The following is a 17106-nucleotide window of genomic DNA, read 5'->3' as shown; positions in this document are numbered from 1 at the left end:
CAGGGAGGCACCCATGACATCCACGTCGGCACCCATGTCGTTCCACGAGGCGTACGACGAGGTCCTGGCGGTCAACTGGCCCGCCGGAACGACCCACTCCCAGGTCACCACCCCGTACGGCACCACCCGTGTCAACAGCTGCGGCCCCGGCGGCGCCCCGCCCCTGGTGCTGCTGGCCGGCGGCGGCGCCACCTCCACCGTCTGGTACGCCCAGGCGGCCCACCTGGGCCGCGCCCACCGCGTCCACGCCGTCGACCTGATCGGCGACCCGGGCCGCAGCGTCGCGGGGGAGCGCCCGATCCGTACGGTGGCGGACCTCACGGCATGGCTCGACGGGGTACTGGACGGACTGGGCGCCGGCCGCGCCGCGCTGGGCGGGCATTCCTACGGGGCCTGGATCGCTCTCCACTACGCCCTGCACGCGCCCCACCGCGTCCGGAAGCTGGTCCTGGTGGACCCGACACAGTGCTTCGCCGGCTTCCGGCCCGGCTATCTGCTGCACGCGCTGCCGATGCTGATCCGGCCCGGCGCGAAGCGGACGCGGGCCTTCCTGGAATGGGAGACGGGCGGTGCCGCGCTCGACCCGGCCTGGCTGCGGCTGCGCGACACGGCCGCCCGATTCCCGTCCGCCCGCCCGGTCACCGGGCCCCGCCCCGCGCCCGAGGCCCTGGGCCGACTGGATGTACCGACCCTGATCCTGCTCGCCGGACGCGGCCGGGCCCATGACCCGGCCCGCGTCGCCGCCGCCGCTGCCCGGCTGCTCCCGCGGGCAACGACGGCGACGATTCCCGGCGCGACGCACCACACACTGCCGCTGCACGGGCCGACGGCCGGCGAACTGAACCGCAGGATCGAGGACTTCATCGGCTGACGGGCCGTCGCACGGGAGCCCGCACGGGCCACCCGAGGGCGCTCAGCGTTCCAACGCGTCGCGTACCGCCTCGTCGGTGCGCGCCACGACGGCGGTCCCGTCGTCCGCGGTGATGATCGGCCGCTGGATGAGCTTCGGGTGCTCGGCGAGGGCAGAGATCCACCGCTCACGCGAACCGGCCTCGCGCGGCCACTCCTTGAGCCCGAGCTCTTTCGCATCGGCTTCCTGAGTCCGAGTGATGTCCCACGGCTCCAGCCCGAGCCGGTCGAGCACGGCCCGGATCTCGTCCGGCGACGGCACATCCTCCAGGTATCGGCGGACGGTGTATTCGGCACCCTCCGCATCGAGCAGCTGTACCGCGCTGCGGCACTTCGAACAGGCGGGATTGATCCAGATCTCCATGGGGCCAAAGGTACGCGAGGGACACCCCGAAAGCCCTTCTGGCCAGCGGCGATTGTCAGTGCCGGGCAGTAAAATGAAGGCAGTTCGTGAGGGTTCCACGATCGTGCCAGGAGGTTGCCCATGGCCGTTGCCGCAGTCACGACCAAGCCGCTCCACAAGCCCCTGATGAAGAAGCCGCTCCCCGCGGGACGGCCCCGCGAGTGGTACATCACCCACAACCGCCGCCTGAAGGCCATGCGCCTGTCGATCGCCCTGCTCGACACAGGCGTCTACTACCCGTCGACCGCGACCAACGACAAGATACGGGCGACTGCCGAGCGCATCGGCATCCACCCGCCGTCCGACACGACCTGCCGCATGGTCCGTGCCCTGATCCGCTACGGCCGCTGACGGCCGGAGCACCCGATGGCCGTGTCCCCGAGCCCTCCGCGGCCCGGGGACACGGCCACGTACGGCACGGCCACGTACGGGCAGCGGGAGACCCGGCTCAGAACCCGCCGCAGGTCGCCGTGGCGAAGGCTCCGGAGGCCGTGGCCGTCCGGACGGTCCCGTTGTCCACCGTCACCGCGCAGGCGACCTCGCCGCCCGACGCCCCGAGGGTGACGGCGAAGGAGCCGCCGCTCATGAAGCCCCTGGTCCGCGTCTCCCCGGCCCACGGCAGCGTCCGCAGAGTCAGCCGCGCGGTCGAGAGGTCGCCGTTGCGCCAGGTGGGATAGGTGACGGTGACGTCCTTGGCGGTGCCGGTGACCTCGTACGTGATCCGAAGCGGCTTCGTCTCCTCCCGCGACAGCGCACCGGCGACCACCCCGACGGCGACGGCACCACCACTGGCCAGCGCGAGCACGACCACGAGCAGCACCCAGGGCCACCGCCGCCGACGCCGCACCGCCATCGGGGCACCGCCCGGCTTCTGGTCGCTCATGCCCCCAGCCTCGTCCGCCCCGTGCCGCACCGCGAATCGCCGCCACCCCTGCGCTCACCCGTCCGGCATACACCGCATGCGGCCCGCGCCGCCGCCCCTTTGACTGAAGCGATGGGCGAAGGAGGGGGGAGTGGCGAGTGCTGGGAGGCACGATGACGAGGAAAGCCGCGCGAGGTCTGTGGGCCGTACTGCTGACGGCGGCCGTGATGTCGACGGCCGCCGCCTGCTCCGACGACGGCGGCAGCGCCTCCAGTACGGCGTCCAAGGCCGCGTCCGCCGCAGCGTCGGCGGCGTCCCGGGGCGCCGATGTGGTGGCCTCGGCGACGGCCGCCGCGGGCGAGAAGCTGAAAAATTTCAAGAACGGCGTGAACGCCAAGGGCGACGTCGAGCTGGGCAAGCCGAGCACCGACGGCGACGGCCGTGTCACGGTGAAGGTCACCGTGAAGAACAGCTCCGACTCGGCGAAGTCGTACGCGGTGCAGGTCAACTTCGATGACGCGAGCGGCAATCTGCTCGACACGGTCGTGGTGACGGTCGACGGCGTCGGCCCCAAGGCGTCCAAGGACGCCATGGCCCGCAGCAACCGCAAGCTGTCCGGAGACGTCAAGGCGGACGTGGCAAACGCCCTGCGGCACTGATCGCTCCACGACGGCGCTCCTCGGCCCGCCATGGGCGCACGCCAAGGCGGTCTCGGTCTCAGCCAGTTGCGACTGGAGCGACTGTCGCGTGCCAGCGACTATCGCGTGCTGGTGAAGGGAACCCCTGGAGGCAGATCCGGCGGCAGAACATTCACGACGTCCGGAGCCGGGGGATTCGAAGGCGTGGGCACCTGGATAAGGAAGGGGAAGAACACGATCTGGCTACCCGTATTCAGAGCCCGCTGCGAAAGCTGATAGCAAACGATCTCGCTCGGATCGTCAATGAGTGTGTAGCACTTGAGCACCGACGGCGCGACCTGGGAATTCTGCTGCGAGGCAACGGAGGAACTCGCTGATGCGCCCAGGACGCCGGCCGTCAAGAAGGAAGCCGCTGCTGCGACACGGATGTTCCGCAAGGTTGTCTTCTTCATATTCATCAGCCCAAAGGCTCGAGGTGAACTGGAGTGCCCCATCTGCGTGCTGGGGTTTCAGCGGCCCCAGCGCCATGGCTCAACGGGGGGCGATTCTCGTAGAACCAGTACTGGGCGTTGACAACCATCGTATCGTTCGGCCCGGTCTGCTGCTGGCCCGTCTCGTTCGGCTGGGTCACGTTCCCCGAATTGCGTCTCGTACGGCACCTGCCTCAACTCCCCAGTCATGACTGGTTGAATCCGGAAAATCTTTCGGTGCGACATCCTCAAAGAGAACGCGCAAGCTAGATGAGGAGCGATTCCGGGATTCCACCCGGAGTTGCTGCTGTCAGTCCCGTCGTCACGTCAGCGTCACGCCGGAGTCACGCCGTGGCTGTGGCCCGTTGCTCACGATGGCACGTGACTGGAACAGCAAGAAAGCACAGTTCCGGAAAGGGGAAAACCGTGAGGGCAAAAATCGTCCTGAGTTCCGCCGCGACAGTGGCGCTTGTCGGGGGGCTGGCTGCGACCGCTGCCGTGCCTGCTTCCGCTGCCCCGACCCAGGCGTGTCGGGTAGTGGCAAACACCTTGACGGGGGAGAACTTCGACCCCAACGCGATCTTCACAGTCTCCCCCGGGGGGAAGACGCTGCGCCCTGGTGCTGACGGTCGTATAGGACCGTTCGCTGTAACGGGCACAGGCAGCTTCGCCGTAGGCTCTGTGGCCTGCGCAGGAGGGGAATCAGCGACATCGGCCGGAGGTACAGCCGCTGCTGCGGCTGCCGGAGCGAACGCGGCACAAGCGGCGATAAGCAGGGGTGCCTCCCCGCAACAGGCGGCGGCGCAGAGCGCGGCGGCGGTGCAAGCTACGGGGAGAAGTCTCGGTCTGTCGCAGACGGTGATAAACCAAGTCAGCAATCAGACAATCAACAACCTGAACCAAATCATTGGTTCCACCATCGGTGGCTCCGTCATCGCGGGGAGTGGTAACACAGTCGGCGGTGGCAACACGGTCGGTGGCGGGACGACCGACACGGGGACCGGCGGGACGACCGGCACGGGGACCGGCGGGACGACCGGCACGGGGACCGGCGGGACGACCGGCACGGGGACCGGCGGGACGACCGGCACGGGGACCGGCGGGACGACCGGCACGGGGACCGGTGGCACGACCGGCACGGGGACCGGCGGGACGACCGGCACGGGGACCGGCGGGACGACCGGCACGGGGACCGGTGGCACGACCGGCACGGGGACCGGTGGCACGACCGGCACGGGGACCGGTGGCACGACCGGCACGGGGACCGGCGGGACGACCGGCACGGGGACCGGCGGGACGACCGGCACGGGGACCGGCGGGACGACCGGCACAGGGACCGGTGGCGGCACGACTGCCCCCGGCACCACGACGGGGACCATGCAATCCGGTACCGGAACCGGCCAGCAACCAGTGATGGCGCCAGCCCAGTGATTCCCTCTCCCTGCAGGCGGCGAGCCCAGGCCGACGCAGGCGCGAGCCCCCCGCTGGTGTCCCGCGCCCGATAGCTGATCGTCAGCCTCGATCGTCCATGAGCCCTCATCGGTTTCTCGATGAGGGCTCATGAACCTGTGTGGTGCGTCCGATCCGGAGCGCGCCAGGTCGACAACCTGGCTATCGTGCCGGGTTCTGCATCCTCTGATGCCAGTCCCGGATCACCCGACCCCGCTCTTCAGAGGCTTAGAGGTCGAAGTACAGCTCGAACTCGTGCGGGTGCGGGCGCAGCTGGATCGGGGCGATCTCGTTGGTGCGCTTGTAGTCGATCCAGGTCTCGATCAGGTCCGACGTGAAGACGCCACCGGCCTGGAGGTACTCGTTGTCCGCCTCCAGCGCGTCCAGGACGGCCGGGAGGGAGGTCGGGACCTGCTGGACGTTCGCGTGCTCCTCGGGAGCCAGCTCGTAGAGGTCCTTGTCGATCGGCTCGGCGGGCTCGATCTTGTTCTTGATGCCGTCGAGGCCCGCCATCAGCAGAGCGGAGAAGGCCAGGTACGGGTTGGACGACGGGTCCGGGGCGCGGAACTCGACGCGCTTGGCCTTCGGGTTGGAGCCCGTGATCGGGATGCGCATCGCGGCCGAGCGGTTGCGCTGCGAGTACACCATGTTGACCGGGGCCTCGAAGCCGGGGACCAGACGGTGGTAGGAGTTCACCGTCGGGTTGGTGAACGCCAGCAGCGACGGGGCGTGCTTGAGGATGCCGCCGATGTAGTAGCGGGCCATGTCCGAGAGGCCCGCGTAGCCCTGCTCGTCGTAGAACAGCGGGTCGCCGCCGGCCCACAGGGACTGGTGGACGTGCATGCCCGAGCCGTTGTCGCCGAAGATCGGCTTCGGCATGAAGGTCGCGGTCTTGCCGTTGCGCCAGGCGACGTTCTTCACGATGTACTTGAAGAGCATCAGGTCGTCGGCCGCGGCGAGCAGCGTGTTGAACTTGTAGTTGATCTCGGCCTGGCCGGCGGTGCCGACCTCGTGGTGCTGGCGTTCGATCTGGAGACCGCTGTTCTCCAGCTCCAGGGACATCTCGGCACGCAGGTCGGCGAAGTGGTCGACCGGCGGGACCGGGAAGTAACCGCCCTTGTAGCGGACCTTGTAGCCGCGGTTGTTCTCGACCGCACCGGTGTTCCAGGCGCCGGCCTCGGAGTCGATGTGGTAGAAGCTCTCGTTCGCCGACGTCTGGAAACGGACGTTGTCGAAGACGTAGAACTCGGCCTCGGGACCGAAGTACGCGGTGTCGGCGATGCCGGTGGAGGCGAGGTACGCCTCGGCCTTCTTGGCCACGTTCCGCGGGTCACGGCTGTACTGCTCGCCGGTGATCGGGTCGTGGATGAAGAAGTTGATGTTGATGGTCTTGTCGCGGCGGAAGGGGTCGACACGGGCGGTCGACAGGTCCGCGCGCAGCGCCATGTCGGACTCGTGGATGGCCTGGAATCCGCGGATCGACGAGCCGTCGAAGGCAAGCTCGTCGGCCGGGTCGAAGGTCGCCGCCGGGACGGTGACGTGCTGCATCACACCGGGCAGGTCACAGAACCGGACATCGATGAACTTGACGTCATTGTCGGCGATGTACTTCTTCGCGTCGTCGGCGTTCTGGAACATCCAACTCCTCCTACTCCCGGCCCGGGAGGGACGGGGTTGTAGCTCGTGGTGCGGCCAGTGCGGTGGCACACGCTGGACCCGACCATAGGCAGACCGGATTTCTCAAGCATGACCCATTTGTTTCGCAGAAGTTAACCGAGCCGGGTGTGACCGGCACCTCGTGGCCGGTCAGGGGCCCGTCTCCCGGCCGTTCCGAGGGCCTGTAGCGGCACCCGCCCGGCAGGCTGCGCGGGCGGGCGCAGTACCGTGTTCGGGTGGACAACAGGCAAGCAATCGGATCGTGGCTCTCCGGGCCGCGCGCGGCCGCCGAGGAGATGGGGGCCGACTTCGGCTACCGGGGCAAGCGACTCGGCCTGCCCGAGCAGGGGCCGGGTTCCGTGGCGCCGCTCGGGCGGCGTTTCGGCGCGATCTTCATCGACTGGGCCCTGTGCCTGCTGATCGCATACGGGCTGTTCGCTCAGGGTGACCAGCAGGCGGCCGGAAACTGGGCACTGGGCATCTTCCTCGTGCTGAGCATGCTCACCGTCGGGACCATCGGCTGCACGCCGGGCAAGCGCATCATGGGCCTCAGGGTCGTCGCCGAGAGCGGTGGCCGGCTGCCGATCGGGTGGGTGATCGTCCGGAGCGTGCTGCTGTGTCTGGTGATCCCGGCCCTCGTCTGGGACCGCGACGGCCGCGGCCTGCACGACCGGCTGGCCCGCGCCGTCCAGGTCCGTATCTGAGGCGAAGCGGAACGTACGAAGAGCAAGACGTACGAAGAGGCAAGGCATACGAAGAGGCGGGGCCCGAACCGGATCGGTTCGGGCCCCGCCTCTTCGTACATCCGGCGTCAGCGCATCTTTCCGCCGCGCGGCATCCGCATGCCCTTCGGCATGGGGCCCTTGGGCAGCGGCATGTTGCTCATCAGGTCACCCATCGCGCGCAGCCGGTCGTTGGCGGCCGTCACCTGCGGGCCGGTGAGGACGCGCGGCAGCTTCAGCATCTTGGTGCGCACCTTCTTGAGCGGCACCTGGCCCTCGTCGTTGCCGACGATGATGTCGTGCACCGGTACGTCGACCAGGATGCGCGCCATCTTCTTCTTCTCGGCCGCGAGCAGCAGCTTCACCCGGTTCGCGTTGCCCTCGCCGACCAGCACGATGCCCGCCTTGCCCACGGCGCGGTGGACGACGTCCTGGCTGCGGTTCATCGCGACCGCGGGCGTCGTCGTCCAGCCGCGGCCCACACGGTCCAGCACCGCCGCCGCGGCGCCCGGCTGCCCCTCCATCTGCCCGAAGGCGGCACGCTCGGCACGCCGTCCGAAGACGATGGCCATCGCGAGGAGGGCCAGCACGAAGCCCAGGATGCCCAGATAGACCGGGTGGTCGATCAGGAAGCCGACCCCGAGGAGGACACCGAAGGTGACAATTCCCACGCCCGCGACGACAAGACCGACCTTCGGGTCGGACCGCCTGGCCATCTTGTAGGTCAGGGCGATCTGCTTGAGTCGCCCCGCGTTCTCGGCGCTGTCCGCGCCTTCAGTGTTTGACTTCCTCGCCATGTACAGAAGTTTACGTGGCCTAGGAATGGTGAACGGCCGCGGCCTCCAGTACGTACTCGGCCTCGACCCTGTCCTTGGCCCGGCGCCGGTCCTCCAGGACGGCGGTCCAGGCGTTGCGACGGGCGGTGCGCTGGCCGCTGCCCAGGAACAGCGACTCGACGGCACGGAGGGCGTCGGTGACGGAAGGAATGGCTGTGGCACGTACCGGCACGGCCTGCATCGTGGAAATCTCCTCGGAGCGGATGTGCGGACTGAGTTGCGTGGACTCAGCTGCCCGGGCCGAACTGCCCGGGACTGCGTTGCGCAAAGTGGGCGGCGGGCGCTGGGATGCGGGGCGCGGGGGCGGCAGCGGCCCGGACGGCTGCTGCCGGCCACCACGTCGTGTGCACCCAGCGTCACTGCTCGGTGTTACCAGCGCATGACCGGTCGGTCAAACACCAATGAAACCTTGATATGGGCGCCGCGCACGTCGAAGCGGCCCGTACGCGCCCCCGACCTGCGGGGAGCGTACGGGCCGCTTCGAAATCATCTATTACCGATCGGTAGCTTCTTGTGCTCGGATTCACACGGTGGGCGCCGCGGCGACCGCGCCGCGACGCTCGATCGCCTGCTGGAAAAGACGGCCCGCGCGGTACGAGGAACGGACCAGCGGCCCGGACATGACGCCGGAGTAGCCGATCTCGTCGGCCTCGTCCTTCAGCTCCACGAACTCCTGCGGCTTCACCCAGCGCTCGACCGGGTGGTGGCGCACGGACGGCCGCAGGTACTGCGTGATCGTGATGAGTTCGCAACCCGCGTCGTACAGGTCCTGGAGTGCCTCGCTGACTTCCTCACGGGTCTCGCCCATGCCGAGGATCAGGTTGGACTTGGTCACCAGACCGGCCTCGCGGGCCCGCGTGATGACCTCCAGGGAGCGCTCGTAACGGAAGCCGGGGCGGATCCGCTTGAAGATCCGCGGCACCGTCTCGACGTTGTGCGCCAGCACCTCGGGGCGCGAGGAGAAGACCTCGGCGAGCTGCTCGGGCTCCGCGTTGAAGTCGGGGATCAGCAGCTCGACCTTGGTGCGGCCGGCCTCCCGCTCCGCGGTCAGCGCGTGGATCTGGCGCACGGTCTCCGCGTACAGCCAGGCACCGCCGTCCTCCAGGTCGTCGCGTGCGACGCCGGTGATGGTGGCGTAGTTCAGGTCCATCGTGACGACGGACTCACCGACACGGCGGGGCTCGTCCAGGTCCAGCGCCTGCGGCTTGCCGGTGTCGATCTGGCAGAAGTCACAGCGCCGGGTGCATTGGTCACCACCGATGAGGAAGGTGGCCTCGCGGTCCTCCCAGCACTCGAAGATGTTGGGGCAGCCGGCCTCCTGGCACACCGTGTGCAGACCCTCGCTCTTCACGAGTTTCTGCAGCCGGTTGTACTCGGGGCCCATCTTCGCCCGGGTCTTGATCCACTCGGGCTTGCGCTCGATGGGGGTCTGGCTGTTCCGGACCTCAAGGCGCAGCATCTTGCGCCCGTCGGGTGCGACAGCGGACACTCCGGCACTCCCCTTTGCTTTCACTGCATTGGATTCTTCGGCGAACACCAGGGTACGCCCGTGGTTCAAACGGCTTTACGTGTGGCCAACCTGTGGCCGGCAGGGCCTATTCCCGGAGGGGTGCTCCGAGCGTCATGCCGTGGCCACGGCATCGTCCGTGCGCTCGATGGTGCGCGGGGCGAGCTCGGCGTTCTCCAGGACGTCCCTGAGGTGCTCCTCGATGACCGGGAGCACGTCCGCGATGGTGATGTCGCGGCCGAGCTCGTACGCCAGTGAGGTGACGCCCGCGTCCCGGATGCCGCACGGCACGATCCGGTCGAACCAGGTGTTGTCCGGGTTCACGTTGAAGGAGAAGCCGTGCATGGTCACGCCCTTGGCCACCCGGATGCCGATCGCCGCCAGCTTGCGGTCCTCGCGGCGCTGGCCGGCGTTGGACGGGGCGTACTCGGGGCCGTTCAGCCGGGCGTCGAACTCCTCGTCCTGCAGCCGCGGGTCGAAGTCCAGGGAGAGTCCGCCGATCGCCGGGCGGTCCTCGACCGGGTCACCCAGCACCCAGACGCCGCTGCGGCCCTCGACCCGGGAGGTCTCCACGCCGAACTCGGTGGCGGTACGGATCAGCGCGTCCTCCAGCCGGCGGACGTGCGCGACGACGTCCACCGGGCGGGGCAGCTTCTGGATCGGGTAGCCGACCAGCTGACCGGGACCGTGCCAGGTGATCTTGCCGCCGCGGTCCACGTCGATGACGGGAGTGCCGTCCAGTGGGCGCTCGCTGTCGGTCGTGCGCCGCCCGGCCGTGTAGACGGGCGGGTGTTCCAGCAGCAGACAGGTGTCCGGGACGGTGTCCTCGAATCTGGCCGCGTGCACCTCGCGCTGCTTCTGCCAGGCCTCCTGGTAGTCGACGGCTTCCCCGCCGAATCCCAGCCGGACGAACCGAAGCTCAGCCACGACAGATGCCTTCCTACTCGCGGTGCCGGGAGCCGGGGGTGCCCGGAGCCACGTCACCATGCACTGAAATCACGCCCCGGGCCACTGTACGACCGGCCCTCGGACGGTGGCCCGGCAGGTCTTCCCGTCAGCGCCAACCTCAATCCTCACACGATCGGATGAAAGCGAAGCGAACGTGGCTGTGACCGCTGCGGAGGCCGCTAAATTCACGCCGTTCCATAAGGGCTGCCCGCCCGGCCACGAAGGCAGGAGACCGTACAGCTGATGTCGGAACGACCTCCGCAGCGCACCCCCAACCGCCGACTCGCCTCTCTCATCACCGAGGCCGGCTTCTCCAACGCCGGCCTCGCCCGCAGAGTGGACCAACTCGGTCTGGAGCACGGCCTCGACCTGCGGTACGACAAGACGTCCGTGACCCGCTGGCTGCGCGGTCAGCAGCCCCGCGGGACCACCCCCGCGCTGATCGCCGAGGTCTTCACCCGGCGTCTCGGGCGCCGCCTCTCCGCGCAGGACCTGGGCCTCGACGCATGCGCCCCGGTCTACGCGGGCCTGGAGTTCGCGGCCACACCCGCGGAGGCGGTCGACATCGTCAGCGGGCTGTGGCGGAAGGACTCGGGCAGCCATGCGGAGCTGCGCAAGATCGCCTTCACTCCGGCCGGGCTCGTCGTCCCCAGCAGGGACTGGCTGATCGGACGGGCCGACGAGTGGGTGGGGCGGGGGAGCGAGCCCTCGCCCCAGGGGGCGCACGGCGTGACCGGAGGGGCCCACGCGGGCGGTGGGGCCGGCAGGTTAGCCGGGGCGACGGGAGTCGCCGAGGCCGGTGGTCCCGTGCGGCCCGGTGGCCCCGGCGGGGCGCGCGGAGTACCGGGAGCGCACGGCTCGTACGGGGCGCACAGCGGGGCGGGGGCAAACGGCACCGGCGGCCGCGGCGGCGCCCGTGGCCCCATGCCCTCCCGGCCCTCCGGCCCGTCCGTGCCACCAGGCTCTCTGGCCACCCCGGCCCCCGTGGGAACAGGGCTGCCGGGCGCCCCCGGCGTACCCCGGCAGCGGCAGTCCGACCGCAGCCCCGGCCAGCGGGTCAGCGGCGGCGATGTCGCCGCCCTGCGCTCGGTCGGCGAGCTCTTCCGCACCCTCGACAACGCCTACGGCGGCGGCCACGCCCGCCAGGCCCTCGTCCGGTACCTGGAGCACGAGACGGAACCCATGCTCCGCGGGACGTACGGGGAGGCCACCGGGCGCCGGCTCTTCTCCGCCGCCGCCGACCTGACCCGGCTGGCGGGCTGGACCTCGTACGACATCGCGGCCCACGGCCTGGCCCAGCGGTACTTCGTCCAGGCACTGCGGCTCGCCCAGGCAGCCGGGGACCGCGCGTACGGCAGCTACGTCCTGATCACCATGAGCCGGCAGGCGGTCTACCTCGGCCACGGCAGGGAAGCCGTACAGCTGGCCCGGGTGGCCCAGCAGGGCATCGGCCCGTCGGCGCCGCCCGTCGTCCAGGCCCTGCTGCATGCCGTCGAGGCACGCGGCCACGGGGTGCTCGGCGAGGCCAGGCCCTGCACCACCTCGCTGGCGCGGGCGGAACGCGCGCTGGAGATCGCCCGGCCCGGGGACGAGGTGCCGCACTGGGCGCGGTACTTCGACGAGGCCCAGCTCGCCGACGAGTTCGGGCACTGCCACCGGGACCTGCAGCAGTACCGGGCCGCGGCGCAGTACGCGGAGCGCTCCCTCCAGCTGCGCTCCCCGGCGTACGCCCGCAGCCGGCTGTTCTGCCGGGTGGTGCTGGCCTGCGCCCGGCTCGGGCTCGGCGAGCTCGACCAGGCGTGCGCGCTCGGCGCCGAGGCCGCCCAGCAGGCCGCGGAGATGCGATCGGTGCGGGCGACGGAGTACGTGCGCGACTTCGAGCGGCGCCTGGAGCCGTACCGGGACGCCGCCGCGGCACGGGGCTACCGCGACCGGGTCGCCGCGCTGGGCTGAGTCCGGGGCGGCCGACGGCGCGCCCCGGGCGTCGCGCCGCGACGGACATCGCAGCGGACAGCTCCTACGCCGCCTCGGGCAGCGCCGTCCCGTTTCCGCTCCCCGGCCGTACACCCAGGTCGGTGAGGATCGCCTCGGCCGCACGGCGGCCCGAGAACAGGGCGCCCTGGACCGTGCTGGTGTCGCGGTGGTCGCCGCACACGTACAGGCCGGCCAGCAGCCGCACCGGGCGGCACGGATCGTGCGGGGCCGGCATCGCGGGGACCGCCTCGGGGTCGTGGTGGGCGGCCAGCAGCTCCCAGTCGTCGGTGGAGGTGCCGTACAGCGCGGCCAGATGGGTGCGGACCGCGCGGTCCAGATCGGGCGGCGGGGTGCCGAGCACAGTCGAGCTGATCAGCGTACGGCCGTGCGGGGCGCGCGAGGGGTCGACCGCGCTCATCACCGCGGTGTGCGAGACCGGGCCCGAGCGGTCGGCGTCCAGCAGCAGCGCGGCGCCGGCCGGCGGGGGAGCGGGGGCGGTGTGGTGAAGGACCGTCACGGGGTGGAAGGACGGCACCCGCAGACCGGGCAGCAGTTCGGCGGCGGCACCTGCGCCGGTCGCCAACAGCAGGGAACGGCAGCCCAGTTCGCCGTGCTCCTTGGTGCGGACCGAGGTGATGTCGGCAGCCGTGACATGCACCCCCGTGCGCACGGTGCCGGGCGGCAGTGCGGCCGCGAGCAGTTCGGGCAGCGTCGCCGCGCCGCCCGCGGGCACGCACAGCCTGCCGCGCGCATAGCCGCGCAGGGCGAGGTCGGCGCATCGGCTGGACGTGCTGAGCCCGGGGTCGCTGAGCAGCGCGGAGAGCAGCGGGCGGAGGAAGCCGTTGACCGTACGGGAGGGCAGGCCGCGGTGGGACAGGGCGGCGAGCGCGGTCTGTTCGGGCCGGGCCAGGATGCGGGCGGACGGGGTGGCGGCGAGCCGGGACAGGGCGGCGGCCAGCCGGGCCTGGTCGATAGGCCCGCCCATCGGTGGCCGGGGGGCGCTTGCGAGGGCGCGCGCCGCCTTGAATGCGCCCCGCGCGCCCCGTACATCGCCGGTCCGGTACTGACGGCCCTCACTGTGGACGAGGACCCCCGGGGCGAAGTTGCGCAGCACCAGCCCTTCGAGACCCGGCGTCGTGCGCAGAGCCGGGTAGGAGGTGCTGAGGAGCGGGCCGAGGTGGTCGAGCCGGAAGCCGTCCAGGTCGGCGGTGGTCATCCGGCCGCCGACCCGGGGGCCGGCCTCCAGGACGCTGACACTTACCCCTGCGCTGGTCAATCGCTGGGCTGCTGACAGGCCGGCGATCCCGGCCCCGATGATGACGACGTCCGCGTGGTGTGCCGTGCTGAGCACGTGCCCCTCCCCGAGTCGGCGCAACTGCTGGGAGGGTTTTGCCCCCAACAGGCCCCCGGAATGCCCGAGTTCGCAAGGAGGCTAGGAGGGCGGCCGACGAAGACGCAGTCGCGCGCACCCGGGGCACCGTTGCACGGGGTCGCATGTCCGTCCGATTCCGCGGAGGGGGCGCCTTGCAGGCAGGGCGCCCCGGCCGGTGCAGGGCTCAGCGCAGTGCCGCGCGGATCGCCGCGTCGATTCCCGGGAAGGCGAACACGAAGCCCGAGTCCAGCAACTGACCCGGCAGCACCCGCTGGCTGGCCAGCACGTCCTCCGCGAAGTCCCCCAGGACGATCCGCAGGGCCGGTGCCGGAGCCGTGAAGAGCGTGGGGCGGTGCAGCACCCGCCCCATCGCGGCCGTCACCTCGCTGTTGGTGACGGGGTCGGGTCCGGTCAGGTTCACCGGGCCCGACAGCGACTCCGTGTCCAGGACGTGGCGCAGCGCCGCGACCTCGTCGTGCAGCGCGATGAAGCTCCAGTACTGGCGCCCGTTGCCCAGCCGGCCGCCCAGCCCCGCCCGGAACAGCGGGAAGAGCCGGCCCCAGGCGCCGCCCTCGCGGCCGACGACCAGACCGGTGCGCGCGTGCACCGTCCGTACGCCCGCCTCCTGGGCGGCGGCCGTGGCCGCCTCCCACTCCACGCAGACGGACGGCAGGAAGCCCTCACCGGCCGGGGCGCTCTCGTCGACGGCGCGGTCCCCGGTGTCGCCGTAGTAGCCGATCGCCGACCCGGACAGCAGCACCTTCGGCGGTACGTCCAGCGAGGCGATCGCCTCCGCGACTGCCGCGGTACCGAGCACCCGGCTGTCCCGGATCTCCTGCTTGTACGCGGCTGTCCAGCGGTGGTCGCCGACCCCGGCCCCGGCGAGATGGACGACGGCGTCGCAGCCCACCAGGCCCGCCACGTCGACGTACCCGCGCCTGGGGTCCCACTCCACCTCGTCGCCGGCCCGCGCCGGGTGCCGCACGAGGCGTACCACCTCGTGCCCGTCGGCCCGCAGCGAGCGCACCAGCGCCGCTCCGATGAGTCCGGATGCTCCGGTGACAGCGATACGGGAGTGCAGCATGGGGTCCATCCTGCCCCAGCGGCCCCGACGGGCCCACCTGCCGGGCCCGTTGGAGTTATCGGTGTGTGTGCCGGGTGGCGAAACGGGGCTGACCGGAGAAGGGGCGCCGTGGCACAGTGACGCGCATGCCCGAGATCCACGCGCACTCCATCCGCCCCGCCACCCCCTCCGACGAAGCCGCTCTCGGTGAACTCGACCGCGCCACCTGGTCGACGCTGCACGCCGTGATGCCCAGGCCGCAGCCGCCGTACGCGCCGTTCTTCGACGAACACCACCGGCCCGAGGACTTCCTGGTGGCCGAGGAGCGGGACGACACGGGCGAGCTGCGCCTGGCCGGGTACACCAGGCTGGTCCCGCCGACCCCGCTGGCCTGCAACACGCATGTCCGGCAGATACAGGGCCTCGCCGTGGCCGACTGGGCGCGCGGCCGCGGTGTCGCCAGGGCCCTGCTGCGGGCCGCCTTCGCGGCGGCGCGCGGCGACGGGGCGAACCGGATGACCCTGCGGGTGCTCGGGCCCAACGCGCCCGCGCGCGCCCTGTACGAGTCGGAGGGGTTCGTCGTCGAGGGAGTGCTGCCCGGTGAGTTCTTCCTGAACGGGCGTTACGTCGACGACGTGATGATGGGCCGCTCGCTCGCCCCGTGACCCCTGGGGCCTGCCCGGCGGATCAGGGGCGGACAGGTCCTCGTCCGTCGCTCAGTCCTTGAGCAGCCGCATGCCGCCCATGAGTTCGTGCAGGCAGCGCACCGCCAGATCGGCGGGTGAGCCGGGCCCGGCCGTCGGCGCGTCCGTCTCCGCCCAGGCCTCCAGCGCGACACGGACCGCGTCCGTGGCGGCGGCCGCGGCGAGCCGGACCTCCAGCGGGTCGGCCCCGTCGCCCGCCAGTCGGGTCAGCACCGGGAGCAGCCGCTCCTCCGAATCCTGATTGACCCGGTACCAGACGGCGCGCAGCGCCGGGTCGTCCGCCGCGGCCCGCAGCAGCCCGCGCGTCCAGCCGAGCTGCTCGGCGCCGTCCGCGCCCGGCACCCGGAGCGCCTCGGTGACCGCCTGCTCCAGGGCCCCGGCGAGCGGGGCCCCGGGCTCGGCCGCTTCCAGCAGCGCCCGCCAGCGCTCGGCGCCGCCGGAGAGCAGCGGGCCCACCGCGTCCTGCTTGGAGCGGAAGTAGCGGTAGAAGGTGCGCAGCGCCACGCCTGCCCGGCCGGCGATGTCCTCCGCCGTGGTGCCGTCGGGCCCCCGCTCGGCGAAGAGCGAGGCCGCGGCGCGCGCGATGTCCAGCTGAGTCGCGGCCTTGCGGCGCTCGGTGAGGGACGGCTGGGTCGGCTCGGTGCTCATTCCCGGGAGATTACCTCGGCAGGGGAGAGGTGTGCGCGAAATGCCTTCATGGCAAAACGTGCCATCCAGGCGTACGGTGGACATTGATCGGGACGTCATCGGGGCGCCGCCGAGACGCTTCGGGACAGCAGTCACCGGGCAGTCACCGGGATCGGGAGAGATACAGGCATGAACCGCTACGAAGGCCGCCGCGCACTTATCACCGGGGCCGGCTCCGGCATCGGACAGGCCACCGTCCACCGCCTCCTCGCCGAGGGCGGCCGCGTCGTCGCGGCCGACGTCAACGAGGCCGGGCTGAAGGCCACCCACGACACGGCCGTGGCGAACGGCACCGCCGGGCGCCTCACCACCCTCGTCCTGGACATCTCGGACGAGGCCGCGGTCCGGGCGGGCGTCGCCTCCGCCGTGGAGACCCTCGGCGGGCTCGACGTCCTGGTCAACGCGGCCGGAATCCTGCGCTCCGAGCACACCCACAAGACGACGCTGGAGTTCTTCAACAAGATCATCGCGGTCAACCTCACGGGTACGTTCCTGATGATCCGCGAGGCGATACCGGCCCTGCTGGCGGGCGACGAGCCGGTCGTGGTGAACTTCTCCTCCACCTCGGCGAGCTTCGCGCACCCCTACATGTCGGCGTACGCGGCGAGCAAGGGCGGCATCCAGTCGATGACGCACGCGCTGGCGAGCGAGTACAGCAAGCAGGGGCTGCGGGTCGTCGCCGTCGCGCCCGGCTCGATCTCCTCCGACATGACCAGCGGCAACGGTCCGGGGCTGCCCGCCGATGCCGACATGTCGCTCTTCATGAAGCTGGCCCCGGCGCTCGGGGCGGGCTTCGCCAGCCCGGACACCGTCGCCGGCGTCGTCGCGATGCTCGGCTCCCGGGACGGGGCCTTCATCACCGGTACGGAGATCCGGATCGACGGCGGAACCCACTTCTGAGGCGAC

18 protein-coding genes are annotated in these 17106 nt (G+C 71.1%); 7 read left to right on the top strand and 11 right to left on the bottom strand.

What is annotated here, in order from left to right; genetic code table 11:
• The first annotated feature begins 13 nt into the window (after positions 1-13).
• Positions 14-871: an alpha/beta fold hydrolase gene (locus OG978_RS11975; protein ID WP_326765198.1), complete on the top strand. Its 858-nt coding sequence runs from the start codon at positions 14-16 to the stop codon at positions 869-871.
• A 42-nt stretch (positions 872-913) separates the two neighbouring features.
• Here OG978_RS11975 and OG978_RS11970 read toward each other — a convergent pair whose 3' ends face one another.
• On the bottom strand, positions 914-1273 hold the full coding sequence (locus OG978_RS11970) for an arsenate reductase family protein (RefSeq protein ID WP_326765197.1): 360 nt from the start codon (positions 1271-1273) through the stop codon (positions 914-916).
• Between the two features lie 120 nt (positions 1274-1393).
• Between OG978_RS11970 and OG978_RS11965 the strand changes: the two genes are divergently transcribed.
• The gene (locus OG978_RS11965; protein WP_326765196.1) at positions 1394-1663 is read left to right on the top strand and encodes a hypothetical protein; all 270 of its coding nucleotides are present in this window, start codon (positions 1394-1396) and stop codon (positions 1661-1663) included.
• 97 nt (positions 1664-1760) lie between these two features.
• On the opposite strand, the gene OG978_RS11960 is transcribed toward OG978_RS11965, so the two are convergent.
• A complete protein-coding gene (locus tag OG978_RS11960; protein ID WP_326765195.1) occupies positions 1761-2195 on the bottom strand; it encodes a hypothetical protein in 435 nt (144 codons plus the stop codon).
• A gap of 152 nt (positions 2196-2347) precedes the next feature.
• On the opposite strand from OG978_RS11960, the gene OG978_RS11955 reads away from it, so the two are divergent.
• On the top strand, positions 2348-2833 hold the full coding sequence (locus OG978_RS11955) for an FxLYD domain-containing protein (protein WP_326765194.1): 486 nt from the start codon (positions 2348-2350) through the stop codon (positions 2831-2833).
• 98 nt (positions 2834-2931) lie between these two features.
• On the opposite strand, the gene OG978_RS11950 is transcribed toward OG978_RS11955, so the two are convergent.
• Entirely contained in the window at positions 2932-3264 is a 333-nt protein-coding gene (locus OG978_RS11950) for a hypothetical protein (protein ID WP_326765193.1), read from the bottom strand.
• Between the two features lie 1695 nt (positions 3265-4959).
• Entirely contained in the window at positions 4960-6369 is a 1410-nt protein-coding gene (gene glnA, locus OG978_RS11945) for a type I glutamate--ammonia ligase (RefSeq protein ID WP_326765192.1), read from the bottom strand.
• A 254-nt stretch (positions 6370-6623) separates the two neighbouring features.
• On the opposite strand from glnA, the gene OG978_RS11940 reads away from it, so the two are divergent.
• On the top strand, positions 6624-7091 hold the full coding sequence (locus tag OG978_RS11940; protein WP_326765191.1) for an RDD family protein: 468 nt from the start codon (positions 6624-6626) through the stop codon (positions 7089-7091).
• A 107-nt stretch (positions 7092-7198) separates the two neighbouring features.
• On the opposite strand, the gene OG978_RS11935 is transcribed toward OG978_RS11940, so the two are convergent.
• From OG978_RS11935 to lipB, 4 genes are all read right to left on the bottom strand, one after another.
• Complete coding sequence (locus OG978_RS11935; RefSeq protein WP_326765190.1) at positions 7199-7906, bottom strand: DUF4191 domain-containing protein; 708 nt, start codon at positions 7904-7906, stop codon at positions 7199-7201.
• Positions 7907-7925: 19 nt separating this feature from the next.
• A complete protein-coding gene (locus OG978_RS11930; protein WP_326765189.1) occupies positions 7926-8126 on the bottom strand; it encodes an SCO2195 family GlnR-regulated protein in 201 nt (66 codons plus the stop codon).
• A 342-nt stretch (positions 8127-8468) separates the two neighbouring features.
• On the bottom strand, positions 8469-9434 hold the full coding sequence (lipA, locus tag OG978_RS11925; protein ID WP_326765188.1) for a lipoyl synthase: 966 nt from the start codon (positions 9432-9434) through the stop codon (positions 8469-8471).
• A 132-nt stretch (positions 9435-9566) separates the two neighbouring features.
• Positions 9567-10379: a lipoyl(octanoyl) transferase LipB gene (gene lipB, locus OG978_RS11920; RefSeq protein WP_326765187.1), complete on the bottom strand. Its 813-nt coding sequence runs from the start codon at positions 10377-10379 to the stop codon at positions 9567-9569.
• Positions 10380-10643: 264 nt separating this feature from the next.
• On the opposite strand from lipB, the gene OG978_RS11915 reads away from it, so the two are divergent.
• Positions 10644-12353 (top strand): regulator, encoded by a 1710-nt coding sequence (locus OG978_RS11915; protein ID WP_326765186.1) that lies wholly within the window; start codon positions 10644-10646, stop codon positions 12351-12353.
• A gap of 64 nt (positions 12354-12417) precedes the next feature.
• Here the strand turns inward: OG978_RS11915 and OG978_RS11910 are convergent, their stop codons facing one another.
• Positions 12418-13725, bottom strand: a complete 1308-nt coding sequence (locus OG978_RS11910) for an NAD(P)/FAD-dependent oxidoreductase (protein ID WP_326765185.1) — start codon at positions 13723-13725, stop codon at positions 12418-12420.
• 205 nt (positions 13726-13930) lie between these two features.
• A complete protein-coding gene (locus OG978_RS11905; RefSeq protein ID WP_326765184.1) occupies positions 13931-14830 on the bottom strand; it encodes a TIGR01777 family oxidoreductase in 900 nt (299 codons plus the stop codon).
• A gap of 125 nt (positions 14831-14955) precedes the next feature.
• Here OG978_RS11905 and OG978_RS11900 point away from each other — a divergent pair, with 125 nt between their 5' ends.
• Positions 14956-15474: a GNAT family N-acetyltransferase gene (locus OG978_RS11900; RefSeq protein ID WP_326765183.1), complete on the top strand. Its 519-nt coding sequence runs from the start codon at positions 14956-14958 to the stop codon at positions 15472-15474.
• A 51-nt stretch (positions 15475-15525) separates the two neighbouring features.
• On the opposite strand, the gene OG978_RS11895 is transcribed toward OG978_RS11900, so the two are convergent.
• The gene (locus OG978_RS11895; protein ID WP_326765182.1) at positions 15526-16161 is read right to left on the bottom strand and encodes a TetR family transcriptional regulator; all 636 of its coding nucleotides are present in this window, start codon (positions 16159-16161) and stop codon (positions 15526-15528) included.
• Between the two features lie 168 nt (positions 16162-16329).
• On the opposite strand from OG978_RS11895, the gene OG978_RS11890 reads away from it, so the two are divergent.
• Positions 16330-17100 (top strand): SDR family NAD(P)-dependent oxidoreductase, encoded by a 771-nt coding sequence (locus OG978_RS11890; protein ID WP_326765181.1) that lies wholly within the window; start codon positions 16330-16332, stop codon positions 17098-17100.
• Positions 17101-17106 lie beyond the last annotated feature (6 nt).

It is taken from the genome of Streptomyces sp. NBC_01591 (assembly GCF_035918155.1).
In the GTDB taxonomy this organism is placed as follows: Bacteria; Actinomycetota; Actinomycetes; order Streptomycetales; family Streptomycetaceae; genus Streptomyces.
This window is presented reverse-complemented; position numbering and strand designations above follow the sequence as displayed.

Bases quoted from the DNA above. Each gene is read 5' to 3' on its own strand.
- OG978_RS11930 (WP_326765189.1), bottom strand. From the start codon at position 8,126: ATGCAGGCCGTGCCGGTACGTGCCACAGCCATTCCTTCCGTCACCGAC.
- OG978_RS11905 (WP_326765184.1), bottom strand. From the start codon at position 14,830: ATGCTGCACTCCCGTATCGCTGTCACCGGAGCATCCGGACTCATCGGA.
- glnA (WP_326765192.1), bottom strand. From the start codon at position 6,369: ATGTTCCAGAACGCCGACGACGCGAAGAAGTACATCGCCGACAATGAC.
- OG978_RS11970 (WP_326765197.1), bottom strand. From the start codon at position 1,273: ATGGAGATCTGGATCAATCCCGCCTGTTCGAAGTGCCGCAGCGCGGTA.
- OG978_RS11890 (WP_326765181.1), top strand. From the start codon at position 16,330: ATGAACCGCTACGAAGGCCGCCGCGCACTTATCACCGGGGCCGGCTCC.
- OG978_RS11900 (WP_326765183.1), top strand. From the start codon at position 14,956: ATGCCCGAGATCCACGCGCACTCCATCCGCCCCGCCACCCCCTCCGAC.
- OG978_RS11955 (WP_326765194.1), top strand. From the start codon at position 2,348: ATGACGAGGAAAGCCGCGCGAGGTCTGTGGGCCGTACTGCTGACGGCG.
- OG978_RS11895 (WP_326765182.1), bottom strand. From the start codon at position 16,161: ATGAGCACCGAGCCGACCCAGCCGTCCCTCACCGAGCGCCGCAAGGCC.
- OG978_RS11950 (WP_326765193.1), bottom strand. From the start codon at position 3,264: ATGAAGAAGACAACCTTGCGGAACATCCGTGTCGCAGCAGCGGCTTCC.
- OG978_RS11975 (WP_326765198.1), top strand. From the start codon at position 14: ATGACATCCACGTCGGCACCCATGTCGTTCCACGAGGCGTACGACGAG.
- OG978_RS11965 (WP_326765196.1), top strand. From the start codon at position 1,394: ATGGCCGTTGCCGCAGTCACGACCAAGCCGCTCCACAAGCCCCTGATG.
- OG978_RS11960 (WP_326765195.1), bottom strand. From the start codon at position 2,195: ATGAGCGACCAGAAGCCGGGCGGTGCCCCGATGGCGGTGCGGCGTCGG.
- OG978_RS11935 (WP_326765190.1), bottom strand. From the start codon at position 7,906: ATGGCGAGGAAGTCAAACACTGAAGGCGCGGACAGCGCCGAGAACGCG.
- OG978_RS11915 (WP_326765186.1), top strand. From the start codon at position 10,644: ATGTCGGAACGACCTCCGCAGCGCACCCCCAACCGCCGACTCGCCTCT.